Here is a 21,914-nt window from a genome sequence, read left to right as displayed (position 1 = left end):
GACTCACGCGCAATGCGCAGGTTATTTCGCCGCGGTCTTCACCGACGAGACGAACTCGTTCGTGTAAGTGCGCGCGAGGTCGATATGCTTGCCCTTCACCGAGGGGCTGAACGACGAGAGCACCTTCAGCACCGTGTCCGGACCGTCGGCGGGCATCTTGCCGTCCTTCGTGAACATGGGCAGCGAGGCCTTCAGCGCGCCTACGTAGAGGTCGCGGTTGTTGCCGTAGTAGTCCTTCGGCATCTTGTCGGCGATCTCGTCGGCGCTATGCGTCGCGATGAAGTTCAGCGTCTTCACGAAGGCGCGCGCGAGCTTCGCGGCTTCCTCCTTGTGCGACTCGGCCCACGCGCGCTGCACGTAGAAGCTCGAGGCCGGATACGTGCCGCCCAGCGCGGCGCGCGTGCCGTCGAGCGTACGCATGTCGACCAGCACCTTCGCGTCGCCGGTCTTCAGCAGTTGCGAGACGGTGGGCTCGGTCGTCATGCCGGCATCGATGCGGCTTTGCTTGATGGCAGCGATGAAACTGGCGTCCGCGCCCACGGGCAGCAGTGTGTATTGCGTGGAGGGCACGCCGGCGCGCTGCGCGAGGTATTGCGTGAGAAAGCTCGTGGACGAACCGAGGCCGGTCACGCCAAGGGTCTTGCCCTTCACGTCGGCCATGCTCTTCAGGCTGCCGGCGGCCTTGGTGGCCACCATTTCCACTTCACCGGGCACCTGGCCGAAGATCACGAGCGCTTCGACTTCCTTGCCCTTGCTCTGCAGGTCGATGGTGTGATCGTAGAAACCCACCACGCCCTGCACAGCGCCCGCGAGCAGTTCGTTTTCCGCGTCGACGCCGGCGGGCTGCGACTGGATCTCGACGTCGAGGCCTTCTTCCTTGAAGTAGCCGAGCTGCTCGGTGAGCTTGGCCGGCAGGTAGATGATCTTGGTCGCGCCACCCACCATGATCGTGATCTTCGAGGATTCGGCCGACGCCGACGCCGGGGCCGCGGCAAGCGCGAACGCCAGCACGGCAAAACTCGACAGGGCAGCCACTTTACGCAGGGTACGCATGAAGAAAGTCTCCTTGGTTGGGCGGACCGCCTGGTGCTTCGCCGCTGGCCTTGGGTCTGGGCTTACTGCGGCGCGGTCCTTTCTGGGCCTGGTCTTGAGCCAGGCGTGAGGCGGATTATAGAAATCCGAATCCTTCTGCCAGCTATCGGCCGGCAGCGGCAAGCATTCGTGTTAACCCGCAATGCCGCGAGCCGCCCGCGTGGCGGGTGAGCCAGCATTGCAAAGCCGCCGATTTGCGGCACAATCGACGGCCTGATCCGTGCGGCTCGCCCGCTGCTGCCCCATGAAGCTGCTGCTCATCGAAGACAATCCCACGCTCTCGCACTGGCTCGCCAAAACGCTGGAGCAGGACGCGTTCGCGCTCGACGCGGTGCAGGACGGCGACGCCGCCGACCAGTTGCTGCGCACGAACCGCTACGACGTCGTGCTGCTCGACCTGAACCTGCCGAAGCTCTCGGGCAAGAACGTGCTGCGCCGCATGCGCCAGCGCGGCGACGAAACTCCGGTGATGATCCTCACGGCGAGCGGGTCCATCGACGAGAAGGTGGAACTGCTGGGACTTGGCGCGGACGACTACCTCGTCAAGCCGTTCGAAGTGCGCGAACTGGTGGCGCGCATCAAGGTGCTGATCCGGCGCCAGGCGCCCACCAAGGCCGGCGACGTAATCTGCGGCGACCTCGCCTTCGACATCGACACGCGCCAGTTCACGTTAAAAGGCGCCCCGCTCGCGGTGACGCCGCGCGAACGCACGGTGCTCGAAACGCTGATCCTGCGGCTCGGCAAGACGGTTTCCAAGGCGGCGCTCATGGACGCCATCTTCACGCTCGCCGACGAGCCGAGCGAAGACGCCGTCGAAATCTACATCTCGCGCCTGCGCAAGAAGCTGGACGGCAGCTCGGCCGCCATCGTCACGCTGCGCGGCCTCGGCTACCTGCTGCGCAAGAAAGACGATGAGCAGTGACGATGACCAATAGCCTGCGCGTGCGCCTTCTGTGGTGGCTGCTGCTGCCGCTCGCGCTCTACGTGTTCGTGACCGCGAAAACGGAACACGACAACGCGCGCCACACCGCCGACCTCGTGCAGGACAACCTGTTGGTCGCGTCGGCGCGCATGATCTCCGGCGAAGTGGAATGGGCGGACGGCGCGCTCGTGGTCGATATGCCGCCCGCCGCCATCGAAGTGTTCGCCTCGCCCTACGGCGACCAGGTGTTCTACAGCGTGCGTCTGGAAGACGGGCGGCTGCTCGCGGGCCTGCCCGACTTCCCGTCGGCCACCGGGCGCGTGGCCGACCCGGCCACCGAGCCGCAATGGTTCAACGCCACGCTGCGCGGCCAGCGCGTGCGCGCGGTGTCGCTCGTGCGGCTCATGTACGACAACGGCGCGACGCGTCGCGTCGCGTGCAGATTCTCGTGGGCAAGACGACGCGCTCGCGCGACGCGATGGTGGAAGCCGTGTGGCGGCCGCAGTTGATCCGGCAGATCGAGATGATCGTGCTCGCCGTCGCGCTCGTCTGTATCGGGCTCACGTTCGAGCTGCGGCCGCTCATGAAGGTGAAAGACGACGTGGCGGACCGCGATCCGATGCAGCTTGCGCCGCTGCGCGTGGAGCGGCTGCATACCGAACTGCGGCCCATCGTGGATGCGATCAATCAGTGCATTGCGCGCCTCGGTCTGCAGGTCGCAACGCAACGGCGCTTTATCGCCGACGCGGCGCATCAGCTGCGCACGCCGCTCACGTTGCTCGGCACGCAGCTTCAATTCGCGCGGCAACGGCGCAGCATCGAACCGGAACTCTCGGAAGTGCTGGCGGCGATGCATCGAAGCAACCAGTCGATGGTCGGGCTCACGAACAAGCTGTTGCTGCTCGCGCAGGCGGAATCAGCGGACTACTCGCAACTGGCAAGCCAGAACGTGGACCTGAGCGCGCTCGCCACCGAGGTGGTGGAAGAACTCGCGCTGCTCGCACAGACGCGTGAGATCGACCTGGGCGTGGAACTGCACGGCCCGGCATGCGTGACGGGACATCGCGCGCTGCTCGCCGCGCTGGTGTCGAATCTCGCGGAAAACGCGATCCGCTACACGCAGCGCGGCGGTCACGTGACGGTGACCGTCAAGCGCGCGGACGGCCGCGTCGTGCTGACCGTCTGCGACAACGGCCCCGGCATTCCCGCCGAGGCACGCAGCCGTGTGTTCGAGCCGTTCTATCGTGCCGCCACGGACACCGAGGGAACGGGCCTCGGCCTCGCCATCGTGCGCGAGATCGTGCAGGCCCATCGGGGAGAAATCGAACTAGGCGCCGGCCCGGACGGACGCGGCGTGACCGTCACGGTCACCTTCGCAGCGGCGAACGCCTGAGAAGACGACCGCGAGGGCTTGTGCTCAGTTGGAAGGCACCGTGTCGATGAACGACTGGCGCAGCGAGAGCTTGGCGAAGTGCTTGTCGAGGTTCGGGTACTTGTCGCGCCAGTCGAGTTCCGGCATGCGGAAGTCGAGGTAGCCGAGCGCGCAACCCAGCGCGATGTCCGCGAGCGAGTAATGGGTGCTCGCGCACCACGTCTTGCTGCCCAGCCCTTGCGACATGGCGACGAGACCGTCGTCGATCTTGCGCTGCTGGCGCGCGAGCCAGGTTTCGTTGCGCTGTTCCGGCGTGCGCTGCGTGCCTTCGAGGCGAATCAGCACGGCGGCGTCCAGCATGCCGTCGGCGAGCGCTTCCCAGCAGCGCACTTCCACGCGCTCGCGCCCCGACGGGGGAATGAGTTTGCCCACGGGCGAAAGCGTATCCACGTATTCGCAGATCACGCGGGAATCGAACACGGCCTCGCCGTCTTCCATCACGAGGCAGGGCACCTTGCCGAGCGGATTGAAGTCGTGAATCGTGGTTTCCGGCACCCAGACGTTCTCGAGCACCAGCTTGTAGTCGATCTTCTTTTCGGCGAGCACGATTCGCGCCTTGCGCACGAACGGACTGCCGAGCGAACCGATGAGTTTCATCACGCCTGCCTGCCTTTTCTGGAATTCTGGAGTCCGCGAAAGTATACGTTGGTTTTCGGCGATCCAGACGAAGGGCGCGCCCGGCGAATGGCCGATGGCCGTATGGCTGTGGACGGATTGCAACATGGCGCCCGCAGCGCTTGCCGTGCTTTCCGGCGGCTTTCCGGTGGCCTGCCCGTGGTGCACGCCCGCAGGCGCTCCAGCCGGGAACGTCTGCGGATTGGGCGCTACAATCTCGCGATGGACCAGCCGACCGATTCCTCCCTGCACCGCCCCGCCGCCGACGCGCCCGCCATCGACGTCTACCGCGGCCGCCGCGAGCGCGTGCTCGCTGCGCTGCGGGCCGCGGGCGGCGGCGTCGCCATCGTGCCCACCGCGCCTGAAGTCCTGCGCAATCGCGACACGGACTACGCCTACCGGCACGACAGCTACTTCTATTACCTGACCGGCTTCGCGGAACCCGAAGCGCTGCTCGTGCTCGACGCGAGCGCCGCAGCCGGCGAACCCGCCGCCATCCTGTTCTGCCGCGAGAGAAACGCCGAGCGAGAAACCTGGGAAGGCTTCCGGTACGGCCCCGAAGCGGCACGCGGCACCTTCGGCTTCGACGCGGCCTTTGCCTCCGACGAAATCGACGCGCAGTTGCCGCGCATCCTGGCCGGCAAGCCGGCGCTGCACTATGCGCTCGGCTCGTCCGCCGCGCTCGACGAGCAGGTGCGACGCTGGCTCGACGCCGTGCGCGCCCAGGGCCGCAGCGGCGTGACGGCGCCCACGGCGGCGCACGACCTGCTGCCGCTGCTCGACGACATGCGTCTCTTCAAGGACGCCCATGAACTGGACATCATGCGGCGCGCCGCACGAATCTCGGCGGCCGCGCACTGTCGCGCGATGGCCGCGTGCCGGCCCGGCATGCGCGAGTACGAGATCGAGGCCGAACTGCTCTACACGTTCCGCAAGCACGGCGCGCAGGCGCCGGCCTACGGCTCGATCGTGGCGGCGGGCGCGAACGCCTGCGTGCTGCACTATCCGGCGGGCAACGCGATTGCGCGCGAGGGCGACCTCGTGCTGATCGACGCGGCCTGCGAACTGGACGGCTACGCGTCGGACATCACCCGCACCTTTCCGGCGAGCGGCCGTTTCACACCGGCCCAGCGCGAACTCTACGAAATCGTGCTGGCGGCCCAGCAGGCGGCCATCGATGCCACGCGCGCCGGCGTCAGCTTCGACGCGCCGCACGAAGCAGCCGTGCGCGTGCTCGCCCAAGGGCTGCTCGACACGGGCATCATCGGCCGCGCACAGTTTTCGTCCGTGGACGACGTGATCGCCGAGCGCGCCTACACCCGCTTCTACATGCACCGCACGGGGCATTGGCTGGGCATGGACGTGCACGATTGCGGCGATTACCGCGAACGGGCCGGCACCGCGAATGGCAAGCCGGATGCCGCGCCGCCGTGGCGCACGCTGCGGCCGTCGATGGCGCTCACGATCGAACCAGGCCTCTACGTGCGCGCCGCCGAAGACGTGCCGGAACGCTACTGGGACATCGGCATTCGCATCGAGGACGACGCCATCGTCACCGAACACGGCTGTGAACTCATCACGCGCGACGTGCCGGTAGAAGCCGACGAAATCGAGGCGCTGATGCGCGAGGCGCGCGCGCCTGCGTGAGATGCACGAGAACCAGCACGGACAGCATGACGTGCGGGCGTGTGCGAACGCGACGGCCCGCCTGAGAGAAGGAACCGGTACGGACACGAAATGAACGCAGTCTCCCGAACCGCAGGGCCGGCTCGCCCCGCCCAGGTGCAAACCGCTGACATGGCAACTTCATCGACAGGGCCGACGCACATCACCGCAGCCACGCCGTTCGATTTCGACGTGACCATCGTAGGCGCGGGCCCGGTTGGCCTTGCACTCGCGGGCTGGCTCGCGCGGCGCAGCGCCACGCGCGAACTCAAGATTGCGCTGATCGATGCGCGCGAACCCGAAGACTCGGCCACCGACCCACGCGCCATCGCCGTATCCGAAGGCAGCCGCATGCTGCTCGAACCGCTTGCCTGGCCTGCGGACGCCACCGCCATCCATCGCATTCACGTCTCGCAGCGCGGGCACTTCGGCCGCACGCTGATCGACCGCACCGAGCACGGCCTGCCGGCCCTCGGCTACGTGGTGCGGTATGGGTCCATCGTGCAGGCGCTGGCCGCCTGCGTGCGCGACACGCCGGTGCACTGGCTGCGCTCCACGTCGGCACTGCCGCCCGTGCAGGAATACGACGGCGTCACGCTGCCCATCGAGAACGCGCATGGTGCTCGCAACCTCCGTACGCGCGTTCTCGTGAACGCAGAAGGCGGCCTTTACCAGCGGCGGGAATCGGGCGCATCCGCGAGCCTCGTTGCGAGCGCCAGAAGCACGCGTGACTACGGACAGACGGCGATCATCGGCACGGTCACGCTCTCTGCACCACAGCCGCACGTTGCCTGGGAGCGGTTCACGGACCAGGGACCGATCGCCCTGCTGCCGATGGGCGGCGCACGCGGCGCCGACTACGCGCTCGTCTGGTGCTGCTCGCCCGACGAAGCCCGGCGGCGCGGCGAGCTTTCCGACGACGCGTTCCTCGCCGAACTCGAAGTCGCGTTCGGCAGCCGCCTTGGACACTTCACGCACGTCGCGGGGCGCGCGTCGTTCCCGCTCGGGCTTTCGGCCGTGGATACGCTGGTGAAGGGCCGCGTCGCTGCGGTCGGCAATGCGGCCCAGACGCTGCACCCCGTGGCGGGTCAGGGACTCAACCTCGGTCTGCGCGATGCGCATGCGCTTTCGGATGCGTTGTCGCAGCATGGCGCCACGCCGCTCGCGCTGGCCTCGTTCGGCCAACGCCGCGCACTCGACCGGCGTCTCACCATCGGCGCCACGGACACGCTCGCGCGGCTCTTCACGTTCGACCTGCCGGCGCTCGGCACGCTGCGCGGCCTCGCGCTCACCGCGCTTGAATTCGTCCCGCCCGTGAAGACGGCGCTCGCGAGGCAGATGATGTTCGGCCAGCGCCGCTAGTAGCTGCGCGAACGCGCGGGCAGTCCAGGCCGCAGGCGATTTTCATCGAAGATTTAGCAGGCCAGCCCCGGCGTCAGACCCGGGGTCATACGGCGAGCGAGCCGTCCGCAGGAGCGGTTACGCTAAAATATGCGTTTTCCCCTTCGCACCATGCGTATGCCGCAACGCGGCACGCGCGCCCGTTCCTGCCCTTCGACATGCTCACGCTTGGCCGCCACACGCTGCGCAACAACCTGTTCGTCGCCCCGATGGCGGGCGTCACGGACCGGCCGTTCCGCCAGTTGTGCAAGCACCTCGGCGCGGGCTACGCGGTTTCCGAGATGGTCGCCTCCAACGCCCAGTTGTGGAAAAGCGAGAAGACCATGCGGCGGGCGAACCACGCGGGCGAAGTCGAACCGATCGCGGTACAGATCGCGGGCGCCGATCCCGACATGATGGCCGAGGCCGCGCGCTACAACGTGGCCAACGGCGCGCAGATCATCGACATCAACATGGGCTGCCCGGCCAAGAAGGTCTGCAATGTCGCGGCCGGCTCTGCGCTGCTGCAGAACGAGGCGCTCGTCGCGCGCATTGTGTCGGCGGTGGTGAATGCCGTCGGCGTGGGGCCCGACGCCGTGCCCGTCACGCTCAAGATTCGCACCGGCTGGAACCGCGAGAACCGCAATGCGCTCACTATTGCGCGCATTGCCGAAGAGGCGGGCATCTCGATGCTCACCGTGCATGGCCGCACGCGCGCCGATCTCTATCACGGCGAGGCCGAATACGACACCATCGCCGCGGTGAAAGCCGCCGCGCGCATTCCCGTGGTGGCGAACGGTGACATCACGTCGCCGCGCAAGGCGCGCGAGGTGCTGGCCGCCACCGGCGCGGACGCCATCATGATCGGCCGCGCCGCGCAGGGCCGCCCGTGGCTCTTTCGCGAGATCGCCCATTTCCTCGCAACCGGCGAGTTGCTGCCGCCGCCGCGTGTCGAAGAGATCCAGCGCATCATGAACGGCCATCTCGAAGACCACTACGCGTTCTACGGCGAATTCACCGGGGTACGTACTGCGCGCAAGCACATCGGCTGGTACACTCGCGGCCTTCGTGGCGCCCAGGCGTTCCGGCACCGCATGAACACGCTGGACACCACGCGCGAGCAGCTCGCCGCCGTCAACGAATTCTTCGACGCACAGAAGGCGTTTTCCGAGCGCCTCGAATACGTGGACGAAGAAGGCGCCGGCGACGAGCCCGAAACAAACGATCGACTGGCAGCATGAGCAAGCACAACATAGACCACTGCGTCCGCGAGAGCCTGGGGATGTATTTCCAGGACCTCGACGGCGCCAACCCGCACGACGTCTACGACATGGTCATTTCGTGCGTCGAAAAACCCATGCTCGAGGTGGTGCTCGAGCAGGCCGGCGGCAATCAGTCGCTGGCCGCCGAGTATCTCGGCATCAACCGCAACACGCTGCGCAAGAAGCTTCAGCAGCACGGCCTGCTGTAGCGCCGCGCGCCGCGCCCTCGTCCTCCGGCTTCCCGTTCCCATCATGATCAAGCAAGCGCTCATCTCCGTTTCCGACAAGTCAGGCATCGTCGACTTCGCCAAGTCGCTGTCGGGCCTCGGCGTCAAGATCCTGTCGACCGGCGGCACCGCGAAACTGCTCGCGGACGCCGGTCTTCCCGTTACCGAAGTGGCCGACTACACGGGCTTTCCGGAAATGCTCGACGGGCGCGTGAAGACGCTGCACCCGAAGGTGCACGGCGGCATCCTCGCGCGCCGCGATCTGCCGGAGCACATGGCGGCGCTGGAACAGCACGAGATTCCGACCATCGACCTGCTCGTCGTGAACCTGTATCCGTTCGTGCAGACCGTTGCGAAGGACGAGTGCACGCTGGAGGAAGCCATCGAGAACATCGATATCGGCGGCCCGACCATGCTGCGTTCGGCGGCGAAGAACCATCGCGACGTAACGGTGGTGGTCGATCCGTCCGACTATGCGGCCGTGCTGGACGAAATGCGCGCCAACGGCAACAGCGTGAGCTACAAGACGAACTTCCGCCTCGCGACGAAGGTATTCGCGCACACGGCTCAATACGACGGCGCGATCACGAACTATCTGACGAGCCTCACCGATTCGCTTTCGCACACGTCGCGCAACACGTATCCGGCCACGCTGAACCTCGCGTTCGACAAGGTGCAGGACCTGCGCTACGGCGAAAACCCGCATCAGAGCGCGGCGTTCTATCGCGACCTGGCGGTACCCGAAGGCGCGCTTGCGAACTACCGCCAGTTGCAGGGCAAGGAACTGTCGTACAACAACATCGCCGATTCGGACGCCGCCTGGGAATGCGTGAAGACCTTCGACGCGCCGGCCTGCGTAATCATCAAGCACGCCAATCCCTGTGGCGTCGCGGTGGGTAGCGATCCGCACGAGGCCTACTCGAAGGCGTTCCAGACCGATCCGACCTCGGCCTTCGGCGGCATCATCGCGTTCAACCGCGAAGTGGACGAGACCGCGGCCCAGGCCGTGGCGAAGCAATTCGTCGAAGTGCTGATCGCGCCGGCGTTCAGCGCCGCCGCACGACGAGTGTTCGAAGCCAAGCAGAACGTGCGTTTGCTGGAAATTCCGCTGGGCGCCGGCTTCAACGCGTTTGATCTGAAGCGCGTGGGCGGTGGCCTGCTCGTGCAATCGCTCGATTCGAAGAACGTGCAGCCGCGCGAATTGCGCGTGGTGACGAAGCGCCACCCCACGCCGAAGGAAATGGACGACCTGCTCTTCGCATGGCGCGTGGCCAAGTTCGTGAAGTCGAACGCCATTGTGTTCTGCGCCAACGGCATGACGCTCGGCGTAGGCGCGGGTCAGATGAGCCGCGTGGATTCGGCCCGTATCGCGAGCATCAAGGCGCAGAATGCGGGCCTCACGTTGGGCGGCTCGGCAGTGGCGTCGGACGCGTTCTTCCCGTTCCGCGACGGCCTCGACGTGGTGGTGGCGGCGGGCGCGACCTGCGTGATTCAGCCCGGTGGCTCGGTGCGTGACGACGAGGTGGTCGCCGCCGCTGACGAGCACAACATCGCGATGGTGTTGACCGGCGTACGCCACTTCCGGCACTGAGTCGCACCGGCCTTCCAGGCCGCGAAACACCCCGCAGGCGGCTTGCCTCTGCGGGGTGTTTTTTTGTGCGGGCGCGGCGGGCATTCGTTGTACCATCGCAGGCATTCCGTCAGCAGTGCATTTCATGAGAATTCTCGGCATCGACCCCGGCTTGCGCGTAACCGGTTTCGGCGTAATCGACCAGACCGGCCACCAGCTCACCTACGTCGCGAGCGGCGTAATCCGCACCGCCGATGCCGACTTGCCGACCCGGCTCGGCACCATCTTCGACGGCATCTCCACCCTCATTCGCCAGCACGCGCCGGATCAGGCGGCTATCGAGAAAGTCTTCGTCAACGTCAACCCGCAATCCACGCTGTTGCTCGGTCAGGCGCGCGGCGCCGCGATTTGCGGACTCGTGGCAGGCGGCGTGCCGGTTGCCGAGTACACCGCGCTGCAGCTCAAGCAGGCGGTGGTGGGCTACGGCCGCGCGACCAAAGAACAGATGCAGCAGATGGTGGTGCGCCTGCTGAGCCTCGCCGGCGTGCCGGGCACTGACGCCGCCGACGCGCTCGGCATGGCCATCTGCCACGCGCACGGCGGCGACACGCTTGCGACCCTGGGCGGCATTGCACCATCCCTCGCGAAAAAGGGCCTGCGCGTGCGGCGCGGACGACTGGTGGGCTGAAGGCGGTGTCGCCGGCAAGCCAGCGCCGTTCACCGCAAGGTCCCGCTTTTCAGCTACGCCGCTGCGTGCCGCAGACCTATGTCGCTGAGCTACACTCGCGCTTTCCGTTCTCATTGAATCCGCCATGATCGGTCGCATTGCCGGTGTCCTGCTGGAAAAAAATCCGCCTCATCTGCTCGTCGACTGCAACGGCGTAGGCTACGAAATCGACGTGCCGATGAGCACGTTCTACAACCTGCCTTCCACCGGCGAGAAAGTCGTGCTGCTCACGCACATGGTCGTGCGCGAGGACGCCCACCTGCTGTACGGTTTCGGGACAGCGCAGGAACGTGCGACATTCCGCGAACTGCTCAAGATCACGGGCATTGGCGCGCGTATGGCGCTTGCCGTGCTCTCGGGCATGAGCGTGCAGGAGCTCTCCCAGGCCGTCACGCTGCAGGATGCGGCGCGCCTCACGCGGGTGCCGGGCATCGGCAAGAAGACAGCCGAACGGCTGCTGCTCGAACTGAAGGGCAAGCTGGGGGCCGACCTGGGCGCAGCGGCTGCCACCGTGTCCGCATCGGATCACGCCTCTGACATCCTGAATGCATTGCTCGCATTGGGTTACTCCGAAAAAGAGGCGCTGGCCGCCATCAAGAACGTGCCGGCCGGCACCGGGGTTTCCGAGGGCATCAAGCTCGCGCTGAAGGCGCTGTCCAAGGCGTAAGAGATGCCCGACGGACGGCCTTCGGCGACCTTGAGTACTGGGGCGCCAGTGCCGCAGCGCATGACGGGACAAGCTTCGCATGCCGCACGTGCCCCCGCCACCTGGCCGTTCGGCCAGCTTTGCCGGCCGGCACCGCGCGGTACAATGCGTCCATGATCGAAACCGACAAACTCGCCGCCGAACGCATCATCGCGGCCACGCCCGTCTCTCCGAACGAGGAAGCGTTCGAGCGCGCGCTGCGTCCGCGCCAGCTCGAGGAATACGTCGGCCAGGAAAAGGTACGCGGCCAGCTGGAAATCTTCATCGAGGCAGCGAAGCGCCGCTCGGAACCGCTCGATCACGTGTTGCTGTTCGGGCCGCCAGGCCTCGGCAAGACCACGCTTGCGCACATCATCGCGCGCGAAATGGGGGTCAATCTGCGGCAGACGTCGGGCCCGGTGCTAGAGCGCGCCGGCGACCTCGCGGCGCTGCTCACGAATCTCGAAGCCAACGACGTCCTGTTCATCGACGAAATTCACCGGCTTTCGCCGGTCGTCGAGGAAATCCTGTATCCGGCGCTCGAGGACTACCAGATCGACATCATGATCGGCGAAGGGCCGGCCGCGCGCAGCGTAAAGCTGGACCTGCAGCCGTTCACGCTGGTGGGCGCCACCACGCGGGCCGGCATGCTGACCAACCCGCTGCGTGATCGCTTCGGCATCGTCGCGCGGCTTGAGTTCTACAACGCGGAAGAGTTGTCCCGCATCGTGCGGCGCTCCGCTTCGCTGCTCGGCGCGCAGATCCATCCGGACGGCGCGCTCGAAATCGCCAAGCGCTCGCGCGGCACGCCTCGTATCGCCAATCGACTGCTGCGCCGCGTGCGCGACTTCGCCGAAGTGAAAGCGGACGGCAATATCACGGCCAAGGTGGCGGATGCAGCGCTCGCCATGCTGGACGTCGATCCCGTCGGCTTCGACCTGATGGACCGCAAGTTGCTGGAAGCCATCCTGCACAAGTTCGACGGCGGTCCGGTGGGCGTCGACAACCTCGCCGCAGCCATCGGCGAAGAGCGGGACACGATTGAAGACGTACTGGAGCCGTACCTGATCCAGCAGGGTTATCTGCAGCGCACGCCGCGCGGACGTGTCGCTACGCTCCTCACCTATCGGCATTTCGGGCTCTCGGCGCCTGAAGCGTCGAACCCCGTGCGCGGCCTTTGGGACGCCGACGCGCCCTGACGCCGCGCAAGACAGTAAGCCGCAACCGAGCACGCCATGTCCGACGACGCCAGCCACCGCAGCAGCACGCCGGGCACGAGGGAACGCAGCGGACTCACCGCACAACTGGCCCAGCGCGTGCGCTCGAAGCTCGCCGACGCAGTGACCCATCTCACGAGCGGCGGCGGCCCCAGGCTCGACTACTCATCGCCACCGGGCGACCCCGGCCTGTTCGGTCCCGATGCGGTGTGCTGGAAGGTTCACGCCGACTTCACGTCGATGATGGCGGGCGGCATCAGCGCCTTGATGCTGCAAACGCTGCATCCACTCGCGCTTGCGGGCGTCTGGGACCACTCGGCGTTTCGCACCGACATCCTCGGCCGCCTACGGCGCACGGCGACCTTCATTGCCGGCACCACCTATGGCAGCCGGCGCGACGCGCTCGCGCTGATCGAACGCGTGAAGCAGATCCATCTGGGCGTGACGGGTACGGCGCCGGACGGGCGTCCGTACCGCGCGAGCGACCCCACGCTGCTGACGTGGGTCCATGTGGCCGAAGTGTCGAGTTTTCTCGCCGCCCACTTGCGCTATGTGAATCCGGGCCTGTCGCTAGCCGCCCAGGACCAGTACTTTGACGAAACCGCGCGCATCGCCGAAATGCTGGGCGCAACGAACATCCCGCGCTCGCGGGCGGCCGTCGAGGCCTGGCTGCTCGCGATGCAACCCGAACTCGAAGTGAGCGACCGCGCGCGCGAAGTCGTGCGCATTCTCATGCATGCGCTGCCGCCCAATCCCGCCGTGCGCCCTGCCGGGCTGCTCATGCTCAACGCGGGCGTGGATCTGCTGCCGGATTGGGCTCAGCGGATGCTCGGCTTCGATACGTTTTCAGGCATGCGCCGGTTAATGGTGCGGCCGGGTATGCGCGCGGTCGCGCCGGTAATGAGATGGGCGTTGACGAACGGCGTGTCGAAACGCGCAAGGCGGCACGTCGCCGCGGGCATGCATCACGACGATTGAAGGCGGCCTGGGCGGTAAAGCTCAGGCTTAGGCTCACCGATCAGCGCGCTTTCTTCAGGTTGTCGTCGGCGCTCTGCCCGCCAAGGTGAGAGGCATCGGCCCAAGAAACGATGCGCGCCGCCCCTGCCTCGAAATCCACCACGTTGACGCTCGCGTTGAGCAGCGGCCACTCGCGCGGCGCCTGCAGCGGCAACCCTCGTGCGAAGCGATAGATGCAGTCCAGCACGCCGCCGTGCGTCACGCACGCAATGCGCCCGAAGGGGTGTGCGGCGACGATCGGCTCGAGCGCGTGCAACACCCGGTGGTAGAACGCCCGCTGCGACTCGCCGTCAGGTGGAACGAAGCCAGGATCGCGGGTTTGCCACTGCACGTATTCGTCGGGAAAGCGCTCGGCAATCTCGTCGCTGTCGTGCCCCTGGAACGCGCCGTAGGAACGTTCGCGCAGCCCTTCGGAAAGCTGGATCGAAAGGCCGAGCGCTTCGGCAGTGGGCCCGGCCGTCTGCTGTGCGCGCTGCAGGTCGCTCGACCAGATGGCGTCGAGCTTCGCACCGTCCGCCGCTTCACGCGAAAGACGTGCCGCGAGTCGCCGTGCCTGTTCTTCGCCGCTTGCGGCGAGCGGAATGTCGATGTGCCCCTGGATCCGCTTGATGCGGTTCCATTCGGTTTCGCCGTGGCGGATGAAGAGAATCTGAGTGGACATGGAGAGGATGGTGGCACCGCCCGCAGGCGGCGGTCCCGGAAAGCGGACATTGTCGCAAAAGCCGCGCCGCGTCCACGATGGCCGCGCGACACGGGCGCTCTGCCGCACAACCGCGGGCAACCTCGGCCGGCAAGTTCAGTCGGCAAGTTCGGCCGAGGTCAGTTACGCACTTGCAGCCAGAACGTGACGGGGCCGTCGTTGACGAGCGAAACCTGCATCTCGGCGCCGAACTCGCCGGTCTCCACGATGGGATGCTTTGCTCGCGCCGCCGCAACGAAGTAGTCGAACAGCCGACGCCCCTCTTCGGGCGGAGCCGCCGGCGTAAAGCTGGGACGCAGGCCACTGTTGGTATCGGCGGCGAGCGTGAACTGCGAGACAAGCAGCAGACCACCCGCTTGCCCCGCGCCGTCGATGTTCTGCACGGAGAGGTTCATCTTCCCCGCAGCATCGCCGAACACGCGATAGCCGAGCACCTTGGCGAGCAGCCGGTCGGCCATGGCTTCCGTGTCCCCGCGTTCCGCGCACACGAGCGCGAGCAGCCCGGCTCCAATGGCGCCGGTGACGCGCTCGCCTTCGGGGCCAGCGACGCGCACATCGGCGCGCCGCACGCGCTGGATCAGCGCAATCATGCGGTGAGCGTCACGCGCGCGAAGCGGCGCTTGCCGACCTGCACCACGTACTCGCCCGCGTCTACCTTCAGTCCCTTGTCAGAGACCGTGGCGCCATCGATCTTCACGCCGCCCTGCTCGATATTGCGCAGCGCTTCGCTGGTCGACGGCACGAGGCCCGCCTGCTTGAGCAACTGGCCAACGGCGAGCGGCGCGCCCGGCAGCGTCACGGCCGGAATGTCGTCCGGCACGCCGCCCTTCGCGCGGTGGTTGAAGTCTTCGAGCGCGCGCTCGGCATCGCCCTGCGAGTGGAAGCGCGCCACGACTTCCTGCGCCAGCATCACCTTGAAGTCGCGCGGATTGCGGCCCTCTTCGGCCTCGCGCCGGAAGCGCGCAATCTCGTCCATGGGGCGGAACGACAGAAGCTCGAAGTAGCGCCACATCAGCGTGTCGGAGATGCTCATGAGCTTGCCGAACATGTCGTTCGGCTTTTCGCTGATGCCCACGTAGTTGTTCTTCGACTTCGACATCTTGTCGACGCCGTCCAGACCCTCGAGCAGCGGCATCGTCAGAATGCACTGCTGGTCCTGGCCGTACTGCTTCTGCAACTCGCGGCCCACCAGCAGGTTGAACTTCTGGTCCGTGCCGCCCAGTTCCAGGTCGGCGTTGAGCGCGACCGAGTCGTAGCCCTGCATGAGCGGGTACAGAAATTCGTGGATCGAAATGGGGACGCCGCCCTGGAAACGCTTCGTGAAGTCTTCGCGCTCCAGCATGCGGGCCACCGTATAGCGCGAGGCGAGCTTGATCATGCCGTCGGCGCCAAGCGGCATGCACCATTCGCTATTGAAGCGGATCTCCGTCTTTTCGCGATCGAGCACGAGCGCCGCCTGATCGAAATAGGTCTTTGCGTTGGACTCGATCTGCTCGCGCGTGAGCGGCGGGCGCGTCGCGTTGCGCCCTGAAGGGTCGCCGATCAGCGAGGTGAAATCGCCGATCAGGAAGATCACGGTGTGCCCCAGGTCCTGCAACTGGCGCATCTTGTTGAGCACCACTGTGTGGCCGATATGGATGTCCGGTGCGGTCGGGTCGAGGCCCAGCTTGATACGCAGCGGCGTGCCCGTGGCGGCGCTCTTCGCGAGCTTCTGCACGAACTCTTCTTCGATCAGCAGTTCATCGGCGCCACGTTTGGCGACGGCGAGCGCGTGACGCACTTCGTCGGTGATCGGAAAGGCGGGGGCGGCTTGGGACGGGGACTCGGTGCTCATGCTGTAACGTAACTTGAAGTCAGACATGCGATTTTACGTGATTCCCCTTTCCGCGCCGATGTTTGCTCGCGGCTCGGGAAAAGGTCGCGACGCAAGACGGCACCGATCCGCGAGATCACGCCCGTTTTACGCGCCCCGCCCTTGCGCTGATAGCCGATAATCGCGTGACGCATACACACGCGGCCACCGCGCCGCAACGACTTCAGCGAAAGGAGTGAAGACGTGTCCCAGCGCGACGATGAACGGGCGGCACAGCACGCCGCCGACGGCCTGTATTTCGGCTTGATGTCCGGCACGAGCATGGACGGCGTGGATGGCATCGCGGTCCAGTTCGAGCACGGCAAGCCGCCGGTCGTGCGGGCGGAGGCATTCGTAGGCTTCGCGGACGGCCTGCGCGACGCCCTCTTCGCGCTCCAGCATCCCGGCGAGAACGAGATCGAGCGCGAGGCGCTGGCGGCCAATGCGCTCGCTGCCCGCTACGCTGTCTGCTGCCACGAGCTGCTGCGTGCCGGCAACCTCTCCCCCGGCCAGGTGCGCGCCATCGGCGTGCACGGACAAACCGTGCGTCATCGTCCCGAGATGGGCTTCACGCGGCAGACCAACAATCCGGCGCTGCTCGCCGAGATGACCCATATTGACGTGGTCGCCGATTTCCGCAGCCGCGACGTAGCGGCGGGCGGTCAGGGCGCGCCGCTCGTCCCCGCCTTCCACGCCACAGTGTTCGGCTCGCGACGCGAAACACGGGTGGTGTGCAACCTGGGCGGCATCAGCAACATTACGATTCTCGATGCGTCCGGCGCCGTGCGCGGCTTCGACTGCGGGCCGGCGAACGCGCTGCTTGATCTGTGGGCCAGCCGGCATATCGGCAAACCGTACGACGAAGGCGGCCACTTCGCCGCGAGCGGTCAGATTCATCAGCCGCTGCTCAACGCGCTGCTCGACGAACCATTCTTCGAACAGAAGCCCCCCAAGAGCACAGGGCGCGACCTCTTCAACGCAGTCTGGCTCGATGGCAAGCTACGCGGCTATGAGGCGGTACCGCCCGCGGACGTGCAGGCTACCCTGGCGGCGCTCACGGCCGTGACCGTGGCGCGCGAGATCGAGCGTCACGCCTCGGACTGTCGCGCCGTGTACGTCTGCGGCGGCGGGGCGCGCAATCCCAGACTGTTGAAGGCGCTGGAGGGCGCGCTACAGGCGAGCGGCGTGGCGGGCGTGCCGGTGATGACCACCGAGGCGCTCGGCGTGCCGCCGCATCAGGTCGAGCCGCTCGCCTTCGCCTGGCTCGCCATGCGCTGCGTCGCGCGCGAACCGGGCAACCTGCCGTCCGTCACGGGCGCCGCGGGGGAACGGGTGCTGGGAGCGATTTATCCGCACTGAAGAGCGCGGCCACACGCCTGTGCGGAGCGGGCAATGAGACACCAATAGAAAACGGGGCTTCGCGCCCCGTTTTTTTGATACCACCCGCCGTACAACCTCAGGTCGATCAGACCGAGAACGACGAGCCGCAACCGCAGGTAGTCGAGGCGTTCGGGTTCTTGATGACGAACTGTGCGCCGTTGAGGTCGTCCTTGTAGTCGATCTCAGCGCCCACCAGGTACTGGTAGCTCATGGCGTCGATCAGCAACTGGACGCCGTTCTTCACCATCACGGTGTCGTCCTCGTTGGTCGTCTCGTCGAACGTGAAGCCGTATTGAAAGCCGGAGCAGCCGCCGCCTTGCACGAACACGCGCAGCTTCAGCTCGGGGTTGCCTTCTTCGTCAATCAGTTGTTTGACCTTGTCAGCCGCTGCGTCCGTGAAGACGAAGGGACCCGGCATGTCGGTCACGGGGGTGTCGGTCACAGCGTTCATTCGAACTCTCCAAAAAAGCCTTTAGCCGGTATTGTAGGACTGATCCCAAAGTCGTGCTTTAAGCCCACAAAATCAAGGGGTTCTCCACGCGGCCGGCTATACAGACGAAAAAGCCGCCGGCGCATCTGCGCGGGCGGCTTTTTGCGGTCCCGGCGCCCCGCACCCAATGTGCGCGGGACAGCCAGTGAAGCGCTTAACGCTTCGAGAACTGCTTGCGGCGGCGTGCCTTGTGGAAACCGACCTTCTTACGTTCCACTTCACGTGCGTCGCGGGTGACAAACCCGGCGCTCGACAGTGCCGGCTTCAGCGTCGCGTCGTAGTCGATCAGCGCGCGGGTGATGCCGTGGCGCACAGCGCCTGCCTGACCCGTTTCGCCGCCACCGGTCACGTTCACCTTGATGTCGAACGTGGCGCCGTGGTTCGTGAGCTCAAGCGGCTGGCGCACGATCATCAGCGAGGTTTCACGCGAGAAGTAGTCGGCGATAGGCTTGCCGTTGACGACGATCTCGCCCTTGCCCGACTTGATGAAGACACGAGCGACTGCGCTCTTGCGGCGGCCCGTACCGTAGTTCCAGTTACCGATCATGTGGGCTCCCCTTAGATCTCGAGCGCTTTCGGCTGCTGAGCCGAGTGCGGATGCGTTGCTTCGGCGTAGACCTTCAGCTTCTTGATCATCGCGTAGCCGAGCGGGCCCTTCGGCAGCATGCCCTTCACTGCCTTCTCGAGCGCGCGGCCCGGGAAGCGTTCCTGCATCTTGCCGAACGTCGTTTCATAGATACCGCCCGGGTAGCCCGAGTGACGGTAGTACTTCTTGTCGGTGGTCTTGTTGCCCGTGACCTTGAGCTTGCTCGCGTTGACGACGATGATGAAATCGCCGGTATCGACGTGCGGGGTGAACTCAGGCTTGTGCTTGCCGCGCAGACGGCGTGCCACTTCGCTGGCGACACGGCCGAGAACCTTATCCGTCGCGTCAATCACGTACCATTCACGCGTCACCTCATGGGCTTTTGCGGAAAACGTCTTCATGATCGATCCAATAAAAATGCAGTGCCCTGTGTTCTTTCCTGCTTGTTGAAAAGCGCTCCGAGGCGCTGGCGCAGGCTCTCCCTGTTCTTCTTCCGTGGGCATGATACGGAAAAGCCCTGAATTATAAAGGAAATTGGCGGACTACGTCAAAGCCGGCCTGACGTGGCGGCAAGGAGGCGTCGCGCAAGCGCCGTCGGTCCCTCGTCTATGCCGGAGTGAACGCTTACCGCCCGGCAAACGCGTTGCAACCATGCTTGCAACGGACGAAAAAAAGCCCGAACGCTTTTGGTTCGGGCTTAATCCACCAAAGGAGGAGGGTGGAGGAGACATGCTGAGGTGATGAACAACTCGATCACCAATGAACGCAATTATACGGACAGCGCTTGTGCGACGCAAGAATATTTGCATTGCGAAATCATAAACCACTATGTGAAACGATGCGCTTCGCACAGCGAGAAGTCCTACCTTCAAGGAAATCAGCCCGTTAGCGGCAGTGGCACCCCGCGTAGCGCGCGCGTTTTAGAGTAAAACCCCTAAAGAATTGCGACCGCGCGCCATTCTTCGGTCACACGTTTCCGCGAAAGGCAAGGCGGCAGTCCGATGGGCAAACGCCATCACGCCATGGGATTACGCCGGGCAATACCGGGAAACGTCGCGGAAGACACCGGGCTACAATTGCCGCCTTGACGTTTGAGCCAGACGGCTGGAGTACACGCATGGAATGCAAAGTAAGCTGGATGGGCGAAGGAATGGCGTTTGCCGCCGAAACCGGCAGCGGCCACCTTGTGGCCATGGACGGCGCCCCGGAAGGCGGCGGCCGCAACCTCGCGCCGCGCCCTATGGAAATGGTTCTGCTCGGCACCGGCGGCTGCACAGCCTATGACGTCGTGATGATCCTGAAGAAGAGCCGTCAGGAAGTGAGTGACTGCTCCGTGACGCTGAAAGCCGACCGCGCGAGCGAGGACCCGAAGGTCTTCACGAAGATCCATTTCCACTTCACGGTGACGGGCAAGAATCTCAATCCGGCCACCGTCGAACGCGCAATCAATCTTTCGCACGACAAGTACTGCTCGGCGTCGATCATGCTCGCAAAAACAGCCGAACTCACGCATTCGTTCGATATCGTCGCGATCTGACGCGCCCGCGTGCGCATCGGCACGCGCCGGCTCATCGATGAGCCGAAAAAAAGCCGGCGTCGGTTATCGACGCCGGCTTTTTTCCTGAATGAAGCGGCAAAGCAGGCCTGTAAGCCGGATTCTGTGCACACGCGGCGCCTTGCGGCGCTGCGCGCGTGGCAGCCATTCCTCTAGGCGCGTCATTGCTGGCGCGCTCAAGCTTCCTACCCGCAGACGAAACGGGGGCCCCGTCCTGTATCGCGAAGATACGCGCCTGCCTACTTGGAATTGCTCCGGGTGGAGGTTGCCGTGCCGTCTGCGTCGCCGCAGCCGCGGTGCGCTCTTACCGCACCGTTTCACCCTTACCTGATCCCGGCTGAGCCGGGCCATCGGCGGTCTGTTCTCTGTTGCCCTGTTCCGCGTGTCGCCACGGATGGCCGTTAGCCATCACCCTGCCCTATGGAGTCCGGACTTTCCTCGCCCCCGCGGACCGAAGCCCGCGAGGCCGCGACTGCCCGGCCTGCTTTGCGAAGCGCGATCTTAACATGTGGGGCGCCCGGCCATTTGCAACGGCGGAGCGCAGAGCCGTTGCCTACCGTTGCCGCCGTCCCTTGCGAAATACCGACGGGTCGTCATAGAACCCCGCGGCTTCGTTTGCACTCCACCAGCCGGGAATACCCAGTACGGGCAGCGGCGCAAAGCGCTGGCCGCTGAGTTCGGTGTCACGCGCGAGCGCTTCGCTCACCGCCGCATCGAGCCACGCGTCGCGCTGCGCCCTGTCCCACGAAAAATAGGCCGTGGGCACCTCGACGATCCACGCGTGCGCCGTGCAGGCCTTGAACGGCGCCATGAGCTTTTCGAGCAGCGCGTGCCCGAAGCATCGGACCTCGCGGTCCCCTCCCCAACCCGCGCGATGCGCAACGAAAAGCGTGTGCCAGTCGAAGGCACGCAACGCCGCGGTTTGTTCGGGGTTCGCGCTGGCGAAGATCACGGCGTTCTCGTCGAACAAGGTGAGCGCGTCACGCACGCCGCCGCGCGTTGGGCCTACGCCGAGCAAGTCGAGCTGCTCGGCCTGCCGGGCGTTCAGGGCCGCCTTGACGCGCGGAAACGAGAACCACACCAGCGCGTTGAAGAAATCATGGAGGTTGTGCCGCGTCGGTACGCAGCCGGTGGCCGCGATATGCGCCTCGTAGGCGGCGCCGGGCGGCAGGTCGTCCTGGGCGATGAACGCGAGCGGCCGGCCTCGGCCAGTCGTCTGCCCGGACGCCTGCGCATCCGCATTGAGCTCGGAGAGAAACGGGGGGTAGCCGTGAAGCGCCGCCTGCTGCCAGCGCACACCGCGCGCAGCGAACTGCTGGAACCACGGTTGCGACCAATCGATCCGGCCAAAGCCGGCCGGGTCGCTTCGGACAGCGCAGTCCGCATCCGCCAAGGCCGGTTTTTGCGGTTCGACCCGATCCGCGGACGTAAGCGGAGCTTGCGATGCCGCGACGCCCGCGGCATCCCATGGCGCCACCGCCCCGGCCGGCACCTCCGCCTTCGCCCACGCATCGCTCGCCGCCTTGTGCGGCATCGCGGC

General features: G+C 65.8%; 21 protein-coding genes, 1 other RNA gene and 1 pseudogene. 13 read left to right on the top strand and 10 right to left on the bottom strand.

All coding sequences use genetic code 11. The features are described 5' to 3' along the window. Positions 1 to 21: 21 nt before the first annotated feature. Entirely contained in the window at positions 22 to 1,053 is a 1,032-nt protein-coding gene (locus PKKP23_RS19410; protein WP_126878073.1) for an ABC transporter substrate-binding protein, read from the bottom strand. Between the two features lie 283 nt (positions 1,054 to 1,336). Here PKKP23_RS19410 and PKKP23_RS19405 point away from each other — a divergent pair, with 283 nt between their 5' ends. Both PKKP23_RS19405 and PKKP23_RS19400 read left to right on the top strand, forming a co-directional pair. Next, positions 1,337 to 2,014: a response regulator gene (locus tag PKKP23_RS19405; protein WP_017777003.1), complete on the top strand. Its 678-nt coding sequence runs from the start codon at positions 1,337 to 1,339 to the stop codon at positions 2,012 to 2,014. A 2-nt stretch (positions 2,015 to 2,016) separates the two neighbouring features. Beyond that, a pseudogene (locus PKKP23_RS19400) lies at positions 2,017 to 3,407 on the top strand (sensor histidine kinase). 24 nt (positions 3,408 to 3,431) lie between these two features. On the opposite strand, the gene PKKP23_RS19395 reads toward PKKP23_RS19400, so the two are convergent. After that, positions 3,432 to 4,046: a glutathione S-transferase N-terminal domain-containing protein gene (locus PKKP23_RS19395; protein WP_176049032.1), complete on the bottom strand. Its 615-nt coding sequence runs from the start codon at positions 4,044 to 4,046 to the stop codon at positions 3,432 to 3,434. Between the two features lie 237 nt (positions 4,047 to 4,283). On the opposite strand from PKKP23_RS19395, the gene PKKP23_RS19390 reads away from it, so the two are divergent. The 9 genes from PKKP23_RS19390 to PKKP23_RS19350 all read left to right on the top strand — a co-directional run bounded on the left by PKKP23_RS19390 (position 4,284) and on the right by PKKP23_RS19350 (position 13,772). Next, positions 4,284 to 5,708: an aminopeptidase P N-terminal domain-containing protein gene (locus PKKP23_RS19390; RefSeq protein WP_126878071.1), complete on the top strand. Its 1,425-nt coding sequence runs from the start codon at positions 4,284 to 4,286 to the stop codon at positions 5,706 to 5,708. Positions 5,709 to 5,858: 150 nt separating this feature from the next. Further along, entirely contained in the window at positions 5,859 to 7,088 is a 1,230-nt protein-coding gene (locus PKKP23_RS19385; RefSeq protein ID WP_126878070.1) for a UbiH/UbiF/VisC/COQ6 family ubiquinone biosynthesis hydroxylase, read from the top strand. Positions 7,089 to 7,285: 197 nt separating this feature from the next. Continuing rightward, positions 7,286 to 8,347, top strand: coding sequence for a tRNA dihydrouridine synthase DusB (gene dusB, locus PKKP23_RS19380; RefSeq protein ID WP_126878069.1), 1,062 nt, complete (start codon positions 7,286 to 7,288; stop codon positions 8,345 to 8,347). Next, positions 8,344 to 8,577 (top strand): Fis family transcriptional regulator, encoded by a 234-nt coding sequence (locus PKKP23_RS19375; protein WP_017777009.1) that lies wholly within the window; start codon positions 8,344 to 8,346, stop codon positions 8,575 to 8,577. The genes dusB and PKKP23_RS19375 overlap by 4 nt, the downstream gene beginning before the upstream one ends. Positions 8,578 to 8,620: 43 nt before the next feature. Beyond that, positions 8,621 to 10,186, top strand: coding sequence for a bifunctional phosphoribosylaminoimidazolecarboxamide formyltransferase/IMP cyclohydrolase (gene purH, locus PKKP23_RS19370; RefSeq protein WP_126878068.1), 1,566 nt, complete (start codon positions 8,621 to 8,623; stop codon positions 10,184 to 10,186). A gap of 124 nt (positions 10,187 to 10,310) precedes the next feature. Continuing rightward, positions 10,311 to 10,853, top strand: a complete 543-nt coding sequence (gene ruvC / locus PKKP23_RS19365; RefSeq protein ID WP_026121892.1) for a crossover junction endodeoxyribonuclease RuvC — start codon at positions 10,311 to 10,313, stop codon at positions 10,851 to 10,853. A gap of 124 nt (positions 10,854 to 10,977) precedes the next feature. Beyond that, a complete protein-coding gene (gene ruvA, locus PKKP23_RS19360; protein WP_017777012.1) occupies positions 10,978 to 11,559 on the top strand; it encodes a Holliday junction branch migration protein RuvA in 582 nt (193 codons plus the stop codon). 152 nt (positions 11,560 to 11,711) lie between these two features. Beyond that, on the top strand, positions 11,712 to 12,776 hold the full coding sequence (gene ruvB / locus PKKP23_RS19355; RefSeq protein ID WP_126878067.1) for a Holliday junction branch migration DNA helicase RuvB: 1,065 nt from the start codon (positions 11,712 to 11,714) through the stop codon (positions 12,774 to 12,776). 36 nt (positions 12,777 to 12,812) lie between these two features. Further along, positions 12,813 to 13,772 carry an oxygenase MpaB family protein gene (locus PKKP23_RS19350; protein ID WP_126878066.1) on the top strand — a complete coding sequence of 320 codons (960 nt, stop codon included), beginning with the start codon at positions 12,813 to 12,815 and terminating at the stop codon, positions 13,770 to 13,772. Between the two features lie 40 nt (positions 13,773 to 13,812). Here the strand turns inward: PKKP23_RS19350 and PKKP23_RS19345 are convergent, their stop codons facing one another. The 3 genes from PKKP23_RS19345 to tyrS form a co-directional block, all read right to left on the bottom strand. Further along, positions 13,813 to 14,472, bottom strand: coding sequence for a histidine phosphatase family protein (locus tag PKKP23_RS19345; protein WP_126878065.1), 660 nt, complete (start codon positions 14,470 to 14,472; stop codon positions 13,813 to 13,815). Positions 14,473 to 14,630: 158 nt separating this feature from the next. After that, entirely contained in the window at positions 14,631 to 15,101 is a 471-nt protein-coding gene (gene dtd, locus PKKP23_RS19340) for a D-aminoacyl-tRNA deacylase (protein ID WP_126878064.1), read from the bottom strand. Beyond that, the gene (gene tyrS / locus PKKP23_RS19335) at positions 15,098 to 16,345 is read right to left on the bottom strand and encodes a tyrosine--tRNA ligase (RefSeq protein WP_017777017.1); all 1,248 of its coding nucleotides are present in this window, start codon (positions 16,343 to 16,345) and stop codon (positions 15,098 to 15,100) included. Before tyrS ends, dtd begins: the two co-directional genes overlap by 4 nt. 222 nt (positions 16,346 to 16,567) lie before the next feature. On the opposite strand from tyrS, the gene PKKP23_RS19330 reads away from it, so the two are divergent. Beyond that, positions 16,568 to 17,722 (top strand): anhydro-N-acetylmuramic acid kinase, encoded by a 1,155-nt coding sequence (locus PKKP23_RS19330; protein WP_126878063.1) that lies wholly within the window; start codon positions 16,568 to 16,570, stop codon positions 17,720 to 17,722. 106 nt (positions 17,723 to 17,828) lie between these two features. Here PKKP23_RS19330 and erpA read toward each other — a convergent pair whose 3' ends face one another. The 3 genes from erpA to rplM all read right to left on the bottom strand — a co-directional run bounded on the left by erpA (position 17,829) and on the right by rplM (position 19,220). Further along, a complete protein-coding gene (gene erpA / locus PKKP23_RS19325) occupies positions 17,829 to 18,194 on the bottom strand; it encodes an iron-sulfur cluster insertion protein ErpA (RefSeq protein WP_017777019.1) in 366 nt (121 codons plus the stop codon). A 193-nt stretch (positions 18,195 to 18,387) separates the two neighbouring features. Further along, positions 18,388 to 18,780: a 30S ribosomal protein S9 gene (gene rpsI, locus PKKP23_RS19320; protein WP_017777020.1), complete on the bottom strand. Its 393-nt coding sequence runs from the start codon at positions 18,778 to 18,780 to the stop codon at positions 18,388 to 18,390. Positions 18,781 to 18,791: 11 nt separating this feature from the next. Then, the gene (gene rplM, locus PKKP23_RS19315) at positions 18,792 to 19,220 is read right to left on the bottom strand and encodes a 50S ribosomal protein L13 (RefSeq protein WP_017777021.1); all 429 of its coding nucleotides are present in this window, start codon (positions 19,218 to 19,220) and stop codon (positions 18,792 to 18,794) included. Positions 19,221 to 19,936: 716 nt separating this feature from the next. On the opposite strand from rplM, the gene PKKP23_RS19310 reads away from it, so the two are divergent. Continuing rightward, on the top strand, positions 19,937 to 20,356 hold the full coding sequence (locus PKKP23_RS19310) for an OsmC family protein (protein ID WP_026121894.1): 420 nt from the start codon (positions 19,937 to 19,939) through the stop codon (positions 20,354 to 20,356). A 94-nt stretch (positions 20,357 to 20,450) separates the two neighbouring features. Here the strand turns inward: PKKP23_RS19310 and rnpB are convergent. Beyond that, positions 20,451 to 20,862, bottom strand: an RNA gene (rnpB, locus tag PKKP23_RS19305) — RNase P RNA component class A. Positions 20,863 to 20,927: 65 nt separating this feature from the next. Then, the gene (locus PKKP23_RS19300; protein ID WP_176049030.1) at positions 20,928 to 21,908 is read right to left on the bottom strand and encodes a DUF3025 domain-containing protein; all 981 of its coding nucleotides are present in this window, start codon (positions 21,906 to 21,908) and stop codon (positions 20,928 to 20,930) included. Positions 21,909 to 21,914 lie beyond the last annotated feature (6 nt).

The sequence above is a fragment of the Paraburkholderia kururiensis JCM 10599 = LMG 19447 genome (genome assembly GCF_003986935.1).
Taxonomy (GTDB): Bacteria; Pseudomonadota; Gammaproteobacteria; order Burkholderiales; family Burkholderiaceae; genus Paraburkholderia; species Paraburkholderia kururiensis.
This window is presented reverse-complemented; position numbering and strand designations above follow the sequence as displayed.